The sequence below is a fragment of the Stenotrophomonas sp. 05L414_2 genome, from assembly GCF_056397905.1.
Genome location: NZ_JBFTOJ010000129.1, coordinates 1 through 11963, shown reverse-complemented (window position 1 = coordinate 11963; position 11963 = coordinate 1). Strand labels below are relative to the sequence as shown.

Genomic DNA, 11963 nt, shown 5'->3' with positions numbered 1-11963 from the left:
CTCCAAAAGGTCTGGACTGGATTCGAAGTCGATATCCGGCGCTTTCGCAGGTCGAACTGCTAGTGGAGATGCAGCATCTGCGTCACATGTTCGGCGCTCTGTGGGCCGAGGCCGTCCATGAGGTGGTCTCGGCCGAGGATTCGGATGTCAAGTTCCTCATCGTCGACCACCCAGTAACGACCTTCAATGCCGTGCTGCCAAGTGACGCGGCCGTCCAAGCCTATCCCAACGACGCTCCCATAACCTGGAACGGCACGCAGACGCTATTCCCACTCGACGGCAATCAGTTGCTAATTCTGACGCATGTAGATTACGCCAAATATCCCAGTGACGTCGCTCTCGCGGCAAAACGAACGAACGCACGCTATTTCGGTGATGCGATGATGCGCACGGATAGTCTTATCCGAGGGCGTCGCTTCAGTAGAGAAGAAGTCGTCACGGTGAACGCTTGGCTCAAGGGGCGCGCGCGCCGCTACATCGCCGCAGGAAGGCCGGAATGGCTGTATCCGGAATTGGATCGGCCTTTAGATCACGCCCGTCTGGCCGAGCTGCTGCGCCCGCCTGAAGCAGAGCTATGGCGCTACGGCGGCGATACATACTTCGGCTTCAAAGATGGCACTTATGGCTATCGAGACGCCTATGGGCGAACCTCACGTGAGCACGAGTTCGTGGCCAAACCACCTCCATTGTCGCCGCCGCAGACCGGAGAACCTTGTCCATGCGGCAGCGGCAGCCCCTACGACACGTGCTGCGAGCTGTTGGCGTCATGGGAGCGACCGCGGTGGGACGAGCTCAGCCTTCGCGAGCGAAACCTAGCGTTTCTGCGCGCGATCGCTGGCGTGTTGAACTTGAACGACAAGAACGCGTGGAGCCGTGTCCAACATACGCTGTCCGACGAGCAGGTTTCCCAGCTGCATCGGATCTCCCAGGGGTTGTGGCCGGAAAACACCGATCTGACTGCGCTGCTTCCCCGGCAGAGTAACGGCCGAGTGCGTGCGGTGTACATGGGGCCGTCCGATCCGCGCACAGCAGGCGAAAGTTTCATAAGCCTCGTGCCGCTGTTCGATCAGATTCTGGTGATGGATCCGTTCCTCGTCTCACGCAATCTTCGCCCCGATTTCAGTCCTGTCACATCCCCGGAGCAGCACAAACTACAGTTTTTGAAGAACGTTTGGTTCTGGTTGTTGCTTGAGCCGCTCATCGTCGCAGGGAAGGTGCTCGTCTTCCCGAATCCTGCTGACCTTAGTCCGGATTTCCAACGGGCGATGCAGGAGATGGCGCAGACGCGAACCGCAAAGTGGGTGCCTGCACGGGAAGATCTGGCCAAGTTCGAGAAACTTGCCCGTGAAGACTTCCAGCGATCGCTACTGCTGTTGCCGGACGACACTCTACTCCCGATGTTCAAGAGGAGCACGCCGGATAAGCCGGACGCGTACGTGCAGGGAGTTATCGACTACATGCGGCGTGAAGCCGAGAGCGACCCCATAGCACTGCTCCAGGTTCTAGGAACACGCAACCGGCTTAGTCAGGCGATGGTTACCAAGAGCGTGACCTTGGAGGTAGCGATTTTCATCGCACAGGCCACCGGGGCAGTCCCGGTCACGGACGTCAAATCACTGTGGAACTAACTTCATGATCACACTCGCGCAGCGCAGGGCGGGGGCAGCGCACCGACCAATCTTTGCGGATTACGAGCGCCAGTAGTTCTCAATCCCTTCAATGGACTCGTCCTCGCCGAATCCATCGCCGCAGTGGAGGTGCGAGCGGCCTTGCGTCGGGCGCTTGAGACCTTGGGGTTGCGTTCAAAAGACAAGGCTCTGAAGGACTTTAAAGCCCTCGGTGCGCGTCTGGACCGCCTGACGGATGAGGCGGGTCATCTGAGCAGTTCAGACGCTTCAGTTGCGCAGCTGCTCACTCCTTCTACGCCGACGGCCGGGTTCGAGTTGCCGGCGGCGCAGCGGCTTGTGGTGGGTTTTGGCCGAGGCGAGCCCCCCATCTTTCTAGGCTTGGCACTGCTCAGGACAACCCTGCGCGACACCGCAAGCGACGCAAGCGACGCAAGCTAAAGGCTACACATCCGCGCGTTCTCACCGCCGCATGATGTGCTGGCCCAGCAGCGCCTCGCGCGCCGCACCTAAGGAACGCAGGCCACGAGGGCAGGGCGCGTGACAACAGGGTTACGCATGCAGCGCTTGCTGTTGGCAAGTTTGAGGCGGCGCTGGGCCGACGGCGCCGGCGCCGCGGGTGCATCCAACGCCAGTAACTGTGCCAAGACCTTACGGAAGAAGGCTCTTGGCGCAAGCCTCCTCCAAGTATTCAGCGAGGCGCGGTAGTTGCACCGCCCCAGGCGCCTCGCGCAACCACATGGGCATGGCAGTTTGTTGGCAACGCGCTTTCGCTTGGTCAGCGCCAGCAGTGCCGCCCGCACCGCGGGACCGGTATGCAGGCCGAGCAGGTGCTGATAGTCGTCGTAAAGGCCGCGGGCGCCATGCTCCAGCTCCTCGAACGGGTAGCCGGCGTAGCCCCGTTGCCGCCAAGATGCGGCGTATAGGAATGGGATCACGCACTGATCGACGTAGGCGAGCAGGGTCGGTGAAGGACCGAGCTTGAGCTGCAGCTGCAGCGGCGACCCTAGGCAGAGGTTGCCGGCGCTGTTGACGTGGTTGTCCGGCGTGCGCGGGACACGTTGACCCTCCTCGTACACATTCGGCAACGTCTCTGTCGAAAACAGAGGCACCTCCAGGCGTACCTGGTATGTGTCGGTGATGGCGGGGCGACCCGGCGGCACCCAACTGAAGTCGAGGACGCCGCCGACGATCACGACGTCGGCACGGCGGCTCGGCCGTCGGCGCAACCGCGGCCACGCCGTCAACAGTTCGTCGACGTGGGACTGCAAGAATTGCATCACTCGCGCCAGGGGCGCGCCGGCGCGGAGTCGACGTGCACCTGCCGGACCACCGCCGGCGCGGCGACGACACCGGCCAGGCCACGGAATGCGTCCTGCGACAGCTTCAGTCCGAAGTGGTCTTCCGCCATCTCGACGAGACGTCCGGCGTGCGGACTGTCTAGGAACGCGGCGAAGTCGCGGTTGGCGGCTTCGACCCACTCGTGGAAGTGGCGCTTTAGCTCGAGTTCGAGGCAGTCCTGGCGGTGCCAGCGATCGGCAAAGTTCTCCTGCGGGTTGATCGGGTTGCGGATCTCGTCGGCGCCTGAAAGCCTGAACTCGTCAAGCTCCAGCAGGACCCGGCGCAAGGTCTGGGTCAGCGATTCGCCATGAACGTACACCTGGCCGGCGATAGTGGTGACCAGGATCGAGGCCGGCTTGACGTCCGGATCGCTGGCGAAGCGAATGTCGCGGTGCCGCTTCAGCAGTTGCACGACCTGCTGCAACGCTGTCTTGCTGCGGTAGACCGGGACCGGGTCGATCTGGGCCTCGGCAAGTACACCGCGTTGTTCGGGCGCCCGCATGCGCGACAGGAACCATTGCAGGTAGCCACCGGGGTTGCTCGACGGCCAATCACGGCTGCGCGTGCGGTAGGCGCGATGCTGCTGGTCGGTGATCCAAAGCGCCTTGCGGGCGATGTCCTGGGCCAGCGCCGCCGGGACGCCATGCAGTTCCATTTGCTCGCGCAGGTAGCGGCGGCGGTCGTCATCGGCCCGGATACCGGGAACCACGTCCAGGTGGAACGGGAGCTCCTTATCCTTGTAGCGCAGGCGCCAGCAGCGGTTCTTCGGCTGCAGCGGCCGGTCGATCTGGCGGGCATGGCGGTACGCCGCCAGCTCGCCCCCGACCAAGTCCTTCAGGTCCTGCTGGGAATGCGTATCGCGTGACACGCCCTCTCGAAGCTTACAGGTGAAGTCCAAATCGTACTCGTCGTCGTCGTTGATCGGCCGGATCGCGGTACCGAGTGCGAAAGACCCCTGCACGAAGACATGGGCGTCGTGTCGGGCCAACGTGGATTCAGGGCGCGCGATCCACCGCCCGAGATCCTTGTAGCGGCTTTCTGCCCGCTCGTAGGCATGAGCGGGCAGATCGATGTCCTTGAGCAGGACTTCTAGGCGCGAGTTCGGGGCACGGCTGTCCATCACAATCACCTCAGCGTTCGATCAGGGGCAGGGAAAGGGCCGGATGAAAGGCACCGTGGCCTTTGTCCGCGTCGTACACATGGAAGGGGAAACTGACCTTTGGCTTGACCGCGATACCGAAGGCCATCGCAAGCGAGGCCGGCATCGCAGGAAACACATGGATCGGCGCGGTCTTCGGCAACTGGGTTTCCAGTTGCGCCACCACGCTAGCGACCTTGGCGCGAAACGCATCGATCGTCGCGGGCCCTTGGACGAGATCGAGCCGCGGTCGGTCGACGGTGACGTGAATCACCGAGGGTTGATCGTGGTTGAGGGCAGTGCAGATGCGCTCGGGTTCGATCACGCCGGACAGCGAGAACACTAGGGCAACCGGACCATCCCAGTGCGTCGGCCATTTGATGTCGAAGACACAGGCCGGTGCATCCTTGTCGGGGAACTGCCAGCTCTGCGCGTGGCGGTCCCACTGGAACGGGTACAGCTCACTGGAGTGGCCGAGCGCGAATCCCATCACCATCAGCGCCGGCATGTCGGCAAGACCGAACAAGGCAATTGCGCGATCGGATTCAGGGCGCGCTTGCAGCATTCGCACCTTCTGGCGGATGGCAGTCAATACGTGCAGCCAGTACTCCGCACTCTGCGGCTCGTAGCCACTGGCATCAACGTCGACCTCGACCGGCCGTTCGGTCAATACCAGCCCGCGCTGCACCGCGGCCTTCAGGGCGCTGGCCGCATCCCCGGCCATGATCTGGCGCCCGATAACCCCACGAAAGTGCAGCCCGAGCACCTTGCGGCCATGGCTGTGCTGGCCGGCGACGCGCACCGCGGCCTCGTGCTGTTGTTTCCACTGCGCCAGCAGGGCTTCGGGGTAGTGATCTTCCCAACCAGGCTTATCGACCACGGCGTGGTGTGTGGGGCAGAACAGAATCAGGTTGCCGGGATCGTCCGACAGCGGGTGAGAGCGCCGCGCATCGCCTCGCGGCCCGTCGGCACTGGCGGCAACGTTGTGGGCGAGCTCACCGAACCCGCTCGGCGTCAGGTAGAGGGGGTCCTGATACAGCACCGCGCCGCAGCCCGGCCACGCGCATACGCCGGCACCGCGGGCCCACACCTCTCGTTGCGTCGCCGGTGAGACCGCCTTGCCGCGCGTCGATTTGCCCGCCGCCTTGCCCATCTGTCATCCCCCAGAAGGTGGTTGAGTGTCCCATCGTGCTCGCCCGATGTCGCACACGCTGCGACAAAACCCCAAGGACTAGACACTGAATGCGACGCTTACCCCTCCATCTTGTGGCGCGTGACACTGTTTCAAGGGGTGCTGCTTGACTGATCCCCATCACTCGAGGTAAGACCGCCGTCCAACAGGCGCGCCGCCGGATTGTCGGCCGCGGCACCAGCCTGGAAATACCCCACCACACTCGACACCGAGCGGTGCTCGGTCAGCTGCATAATCGCCGGCAGGGCCACCCCTTGGCGGCTGGCCTCGGTCACGAACCCCGACCGTAGGCTGTGCCCACCAAAATCCCCCTCCAGCCCGGCCAGCCGCGCCCGCCGCTGCACGATCTCACCTACGGCGGCCGGGGACAGGGCAGGGCCGACCCGCTGTTTCCACAGCCGCCGGAAGATTGCCCCCTCGGTGAGGCCTGAGGCATCCAACCACTCCTCAAGGGCGAGGGCGGCCCGATCGAGCACCGGCTTATTCGGCGTCGAGGTGGCCTTAACCCCGGCCTGCTGGGTCTTACTGTGCTCCAGCCGGTAGATATAGCCCGCCTCGCCAATCCGGCGCAGGTCGCGCAGGTCGGCAGCGGCGATCTCGCTGCGCCGGCGGCCGCCGCTGGCAAATCCGAAGCAGAGTAGGGCGCGATCGCGCAGACCTTCTAGGCTATCGTCACAGGTGGCCAACATGGCCTCCAGCTCGGCCAGGGTGATTGCGGTCTTCTTGCGTGGTCGCTCGCCGCGCTTGACCGCGGCCCGCGCCGCTCGACTGAGTACGGTGCGGATTGCCGGCTGCTCGCAGGGATTGGCCACTTGCTTCAAGCGGTGCGCGGTGGACAGCACGGCAACGCGATGGCGCACGGTCGCCAAGGTCCACGGGCCGACCTTAGCCTTAAGGCCAGCGGCCACCAAGGCCTGGTCGAGGGCTGGTGGAAGTTCCCAGGCCAATTCGCCGTCGGTCGAGCGGCGCTGTACGTGATCAACTACGAACTGGAGCACGATGGACTCGGGCACCGGCAAGGCCAATTCAATGCCGTAGCGCGCCGTATGCCAGCCGGCCCAGTAGCGCAGGGCGCTGGTGTAGCTGCGAGTGGTGTTCTCGGCTGCGGCTTCGGCCAGCAGCTCGCGGACCGCATCGGCAGCCTGTTGGGCCAGCTGTTCGGGCAGGACCAGGCTGGTGGCCGTCGCGGCAAGTACGGGAATTGTAGAAATATCTTTCATACTATGTAATGTACGCTACGCTTAGACGACCATACCCACGATAATCATCACTTATCGTGAGTACACTACCAGCAGAGCAGGGCGCCAGTACAGGAGACTTCGCATGGCCCGCGGCATCACTGAGTCTGACGTCCATACCGCCGCCGACGAGCTGGTGGCCAAGGGCGAGCGCCCGACCGTCGAGCGGATCCGGGCTCACCTGGGGACAGGCTCACCGAACACCGTGACCCGCTGGCTGGAGACGTGGTGGAACCGACTTGGTACGCGCCTGCAGCGAGCGCGTCCGGAACTGGAAGATGCGCCAGCAGTGTTGGCAGAACTCGCCGGGCAATGGTGGGAGCTGGCGCTGAAGCATGCCCAGGAGGCCGCCCATCGAGAGCTTGCAGAGGCTAAGCAGTCGTTGGCCGCCCAGCGTGATGCACTGGAGGTCAAATCACGGCTTGTAGATGGCGAGCTGACGCAAATGCGTTCAGAGCGCGACGCTGCACTTACTGGAGAGAGAATTGCAGCTACGCAAGCTACAGAGCTTCAGCAGCTAGTTGGTCAACTCCGCCTGCAGATATCTGAACTCGCAGAACAACGGGGCCTCGAACTTCGAAGAGCCGATCGGAGTGAAGCAGCGAGACATCAGCTCGATACCCGCCTCCATGAGGCACTGGAAACGGCGAAATCTGAGCGAGAAGACTGGGCCGAGTACGTCAGATCTGTCGAGAATCGGGCGCTGAGCGATGTCGACCGCGCGCGCCAAGAGGTGAGGGAGCTTCAGGCGCAGCTGAGCAAAGCAACCGAACAACATAGAGCCCTTGAGAACCAGCTGCGCCAAGATATCCAAGCCGCCCAATCAGCGGCAACCAAGGCAGGTCAATCTGCCGATATTCTGCGCGGCAGATGTGATGCGCTCGAAGGGCAATTGACAGGACTTCGGGATTTGCCGGCCCAGTTGGAAGTGGCGCTCAAGCGATCCAAGGAAGCTGGCATCGCTGCTGATGCCAGACCGAAACGCAAGCGGTCGAAACAGACTAACCGGGGGTCGTAGTCACAACCGCTGATCGAACATCTCAGTTGACATCAGCGCGAGTTGACTAGACTACCGCCTTCATCGGCTACCGCGGCCAGAGCGACTAGGCCGTCTATCGAAACCACCTGAGCGGTCACCCAGCCGCTTGTTCTGACGATACGCCACAAAAATTGCGGCAAGGGTCGCCGTCACCGCCGAGAACATGACGAGAGCGGCAAAGAGAGTCATCTGCTGAAAAGTGGACAGGGATGCTAGGTAGCTCATCGAACGCCTCTAACCAGAATACCGAAACGGAAATCAGCGCACGCGATCGCGGAACTCGATGTTCGCCATAGACGCAAGCATAACTCTAAGACGGCAACGGTTCGCACCCCGACATATCCGAACATCATCGAAAGCAGGCGCTATGTGCGGGCAACATGGCTGCATTCTGCGGGCACCATGGCTACATTGCAGGTAGAACACAGTCGTTCCGGCAACCGCCGAAGCAGCATCGGCCAGCAACTTATATGCTGCGCTACAGCTTGCTAACGAGCAGCTGGGGGCGTATGTGGGCAGCATGACTACATTGTGCGGGCCCGATGGCGACATTGGAGCTAGAGCGCCGTCGCTGCGGCGACCACCAAAGCTTGGCCCAATTTTGGAGCGAGGTTCCGAGGCGGAACGGCCGAGCTAGGCTCGCAACCAGGGCAGGTTGTCCGCGGCAACCAGAGGCGACAGGCGCTCGCCGCCGTACAAGTAACACTTTTACATGGCGCTGGGTAACAGATTTACCTGCTTCGTCACCGGCGGCAGTTCCCAGGCCAATTCGCCGTCAGCCGACCGGCGCTTACGGCATTTCGCATAATGTATATTATGTTCAAAGCAGACCGGACATCGACTCCGCTACCGAGCCCGGCCAATGGCACCCCGGACATCACCCGGGCCCCAACCCAGCCGTAGCTTCTCTGTCCCCCCTGGTCGCCGGCGCCCCACAAGGGGCAACCCGGCATGTCCTGGCAGCACACGCCCACACGAGCAGTCGCAAGGTCCAGTCTCCACTAGTCAGGCGTACCTCACCGGACCAACGTTCAATTCTGAGGGAACCCAAGCCCTCAGCCCTGCAGAATTCAACGCCGGCGGACCCGCGACCACCGTGACGCGTCACGTTAATTGCGCCCGCCAACCCGTCAATCGCGCCGCTCTGGAACGTCTCGTGATTGGACCCGTCCTTGACCGGAGCGTGGACGCTGGCATCTCGCCAGCGGAGCACGCACTCAACTTGAGCAGTGCACGCGGTCCGCGCGCTCATTGCAGACGCGATTCAAAAATCATCAGACGCAACAGGCTACTTCGCTGCACCCGCGCTGTGCAGATCCCGACACAAACCTCCAACTTTTCCTACTTCCACTCTAGGAAAAATCTCAAAAATCGAATGTTTTCGATGCTCGACGCGACAGCGGCGCCAGAATGAGTGCCACGCCACTGGGCGCTGACAACACTCCTGCGCATGAACGGATTCCCTGCACCGCGCCGGCTTCGCCTGGCCCTGCTTGATGACCATGACGTCGTCCGCCGCGGCACGGCCTTCCACCTGGGCAACGACAGCCGCTTCGAGATCATCGCCAGCCACAGTGACAGCCAGGCGTTCGTGCAGGCGCTGCAGCAGCGTCATGCCGATGTGGCCATCATCGACATCACCCTGGCGCCCGGTGATATCAGCGGCACCGAGCTCGTCGAGCACCTGCGGCAGGCATTGCCGAGGGTAACGCTGCTGGGTTTTGCCGGACAGACCTCGGTGGCGATCATCAACCACCTGTTGGATGCCGGAATCAGCGGCTTTGTCGGCAAATCCGAGCCGTTGATTGAACTGTCCGACGCGGTCGTACGCGTGTCCCAAGGGCTCTGCCGCATTCCGCCGTCGTGCAAGCTGCTGACGCCCTGCGATGCGCTGAGCCGCAACGAGCGCGAGGTCATCCGGCTGGTCCTGGATGGGCTGACCGTCTCGGAGATTGCCTTGCATCGCCACCGCAGCATCAAGACCGTCAGCACGCAGAAGATTGCCGCGCTGCGCAAGCTGGGGTTGCGCAATGACGCGGAGATCTTCGCGATACGGCAGCAGTTGGAGGCACTGTGACCGCGCTGTTCAAGCGTGGCCGCAGGCTCATGCTGCTGGCGCTGTTCACCCTGCTTCCCTGTACGTCCGCGGGCGACATCCAGCACGGAAAATGGACAGCGGGGCGCGTGGTCCGGGTGGCCGCGGCCCCCACGCTGCACCCTGTGCCCGAAGATGCTGCCGACCCCGAGGTGCTGCAGACGCTGGCGCATGGCTATGCCGCGCTCGTGGCCCGCCATTCCGGCCTGACCTTCGTCGAAGTCCCTTTTTCCAGCACCCTCGCCGCGATGACCGCCGTCTGTGAGGGGCGGGCCGATCTTGTGCTGGCGATGGGTGCTGACGATGGGGCACGCCTGCCCTGCCCCAGCCTGGCGCCCTCGCGCAGTTTTCCTGGCGGTGCCAGCGTGCTTGCCGGCCGCATTGGCGAGCGCTTGCCGCAGCGGGCTGCCGATCTCGGCACGCTGCGCATCGCTGCTGTTGAAGGAGGCCCCTACCCTGTGTGGCTCGCACAGCATCACCCTGCAGTGCCTGTGCTGCCGCACCCCAGCATGCGGGCGGCATTGGCTGCCGTGGATGCCGGCATTGCCGACGCTGCGATCGGGCTGGAATCCACTGCAGGTGCGATAGCACGACGTCACTTCTCCCACAGCCTGCGGTTGCAGACAGTGGATGCCGATCTTTCGACCCAGCTGCATCTGCTTGCCCGGCGCGAAGACCAGGCGCTGCTGGATCGTATCGAGGCGGCATTGGATGACATCACCATCGAAGAGCATGCCCAGTTGCTGCAGCGCTGGGCACGGCAGACGCTGCCGGCCGCGCTCGGCCAGAAGGTGCGCGAAGGCCTCGATGGCACCGTAGTCTGGCTGTTGCCAGCCGCAGCCCTGCTGCTGGCATTCCCCTTGCTGGCTGCACGCAGGCTGCGCCAGCAGCAGGGTCTTGATCAGAAGCAGGCGCAGATGACGGGCATGATCAGCCATGAGGTGCGCAATTCCGCCCAGGCCGTCATGGCGTCGATCGACCTGCTGGGCCAGGCGCCACTGCCAGCCGGGCAACGCGAACTGGTCGCCGCTGCGGCCACCGCCAGCCAGACATTGCGCGGATTGCTCAACCGCACGCTGGACTTCTCCCGCCTGGCCAGCGGCACGTTCCGGCCAAAGCGGGTGCCCTGCAACGTCCCTGCGATCTGCACGCAGGCGCTGCAGGCCATTACGCCCCTCGCGCAGAAGAAGGCGCTCAGCCTGCAGCTCTGCGCACCGCAGGCGCCGTTCCCGATGCTGGCAACGGACCCGGACTGCCTGCGCCAGCTGCTCGACAACCTGCTCGGCAATGCCGTCAAGTTCACCGACGTAGGCGGCGTTGAACTGCGCCTGCAGCTGGATGCGCCCACGAAGAACGCATCACTGTTGATAGAGGTCATCGACAGTGGCATCGGCATCGCGCCAGCGCAGATGAGCGCCCTGTTCGAGCCCTTCCGGCAGGCCGATGCAGGCAGGCAGCGCGGTGGCAGCGGCCTGGGCCTTTCCATCTGTCGCACGTTGGCCGAGGCCATGGGCGGCACCCTGGATGTCCATAGTGTGCACGGCCGTGGCAGCCGCTTCATTCTTCGCCTGCCCGTGCAGCAGGTGCAGGAAGATGCACCGGCTACTGCCGCTGCGTCCGCCCTGCCCCGGCTGGCCGGCACGCGCATCCTGCTGGTGGAGGATCACGCGCTGACCCGGCAGGTCATTGCCGCCCAGCTGCGGCGCTGGGGCGCGACGGTGCAGGAGGCTGCCAATGCCGAAGATGCCTTGGCGGCCCAGATGCAGGCGCCCTGCCCGCTGGTGATGCTGGACATCGGTCTGCCGGGAATGGATGGCTACGCGCTGGCCCGGCAATTGCGGCTGCATGAGGCAGAAGGCGCGCCGCGCGCCCGGCTGATCGCGCTTTCCGCTTTCACTGGCGACGATCACACGCTGCGCTGCCAGGTTGCCGGCATCGACGCGGTATTGCTCAAGCCGTTGCAGGCCGATGCGCTGCTGCAGGCGCTGGACCAGCCTGTGCCCGGCCGTGCCTTCGAAAGCACTGCCCGCGAACTGCTGGCCGCCTACGAAGAAGATATCGATCGCGAGCTGCAATGCCTGCACGAAGCGATCGTTCGTTGCGATGCCGCGCAGCTGCGCCATCATGCGCATCGCCTGCAGGGCGTGCTGCAGATGCTCAACGGGGGCGGCATGGATGCACGCGCCGGCGAGCTATGGGAGCTGGGCGATCGCGTGCCGCCCGGCTGGGACGATGCGCGCCAGCTGCTGGCCGAGCTGCAGTCGTGGCGCGGCTCCCGGGCTGTGGGAACCGCGC

At 63.8% G+C, this 11963-nt stretch carries 8 protein-coding genes; 4 read left to right on the top strand and 4 right to left on the bottom strand.

Annotated elements, in window-relative coordinates:
- The coding region (locus tag AC1DJN_RS16245) for a hypothetical protein (protein WP_478039490.1) at positions 1–1628 on the top strand (1628 nt) is incomplete at its 5' end.
- A 506-nt stretch (positions 1629–2134) separates the two neighbouring features.
- On the opposite strand, the gene AC1DJN_RS16240 is transcribed toward AC1DJN_RS16245, so the two are convergent.
- The 4 genes from AC1DJN_RS16240 to AC1DJN_RS16225 form a co-directional block, all read right to left on the bottom strand.
- The gene (locus AC1DJN_RS16240; RefSeq protein ID WP_442251567.1) at positions 2135–2905 is read right to left on the bottom strand and encodes a hypothetical protein; all 771 of its coding nucleotides are present in this window, start codon (positions 2903–2905) and stop codon (positions 2135–2137) included.
- Positions 2905–4086, bottom strand: a complete 1182-nt coding sequence (locus AC1DJN_RS16235) for a nucleotidyltransferase domain-containing protein (protein ID WP_442251568.1) — start codon at positions 4084–4086, stop codon at positions 2905–2907. Before AC1DJN_RS16235 ends, AC1DJN_RS16240 begins: the two co-directional genes overlap by 1 nt.
- 10 nt (positions 4087–4096) lie before the next feature.
- Positions 4097–5257 carry an SAVED domain-containing protein gene (locus tag AC1DJN_RS16230; protein WP_442251569.1) on the bottom strand — a complete coding sequence of 387 codons (1161 nt, stop codon included), beginning with the start codon at positions 5255–5257 and terminating at the stop codon, positions 4097–4099.
- A gap of 131 nt (positions 5258–5388) precedes the next feature.
- Positions 5389–6516, bottom strand: a complete 1128-nt coding sequence (locus tag AC1DJN_RS16225) for a tyrosine-type recombinase/integrase (RefSeq protein WP_478013509.1) — start codon at positions 6514–6516, stop codon at positions 5389–5391.
- Between the two features lie 103 nt (positions 6517–6619).
- Here AC1DJN_RS16225 and AC1DJN_RS16220 point away from each other — a divergent pair, with 103 nt between their 5' ends.
- From AC1DJN_RS16220 to AC1DJN_RS16210, 3 genes are all read left to right on the top strand, one after another.
- A complete protein-coding gene (locus tag AC1DJN_RS16220) occupies positions 6620–7552 on the top strand; it encodes a DNA-binding protein (protein ID WP_442251571.1) in 933 nt (310 codons plus the stop codon).
- Between the two features lie 1471 nt (positions 7553–9023).
- Positions 9024–9650: a response regulator gene (locus tag AC1DJN_RS16215; protein ID WP_134832523.1), complete on the top strand. Its 627-nt coding sequence runs from the start codon at positions 9024–9026 to the stop codon at positions 9648–9650.
- The coding region (locus AC1DJN_RS16210) for an ATP-binding protein (protein WP_478039488.1) at positions 9647–11963 on the top strand (2317 nt) is incomplete at its 3' end. The genes AC1DJN_RS16215 and AC1DJN_RS16210, both read left to right, overlap by 4 nt.

What these genes read in the sequence shown, in the direction of transcription:
- AC1DJN_RS16240 (WP_442251567.1), bottom strand. Translation starts at nt 2,905, where the DNA reads ATGCAATTCTTGCAGTCCCACGTCGACGAACTGTTGACGGCGTGGCCG.
- AC1DJN_RS16235 (WP_442251568.1), bottom strand. Translation starts at nt 4,086, where the DNA reads ATGGACAGCCGTGCCCCGAACTCGCGCCTAGAAGTCCTGCTCAAGGAC.
- AC1DJN_RS16230 (WP_442251569.1), bottom strand. Translation starts at nt 5,257, where the DNA reads ATGGGCAAGGCGGCGGGCAAATCGACGCGCGGCAAGGCGGTCTCACCG.
- AC1DJN_RS16225 (WP_478013509.1), bottom strand. Translation starts at nt 6,516, where the DNA reads ATGAAAGATATTTCTACAATTCCCGTACTTGCCGCGACGGCCACCAGC.
- AC1DJN_RS16220 (WP_442251571.1), top strand. Translation starts at nt 6,620, where the DNA reads ATGGCCCGCGGCATCACTGAGTCTGACGTCCATACCGCCGCCGACGAG.
- AC1DJN_RS16215 (WP_134832523.1), top strand. Translation starts at nt 9,024, where the DNA reads ATGAACGGATTCCCTGCACCGCGCCGGCTTCGCCTGGCCCTGCTTGAT.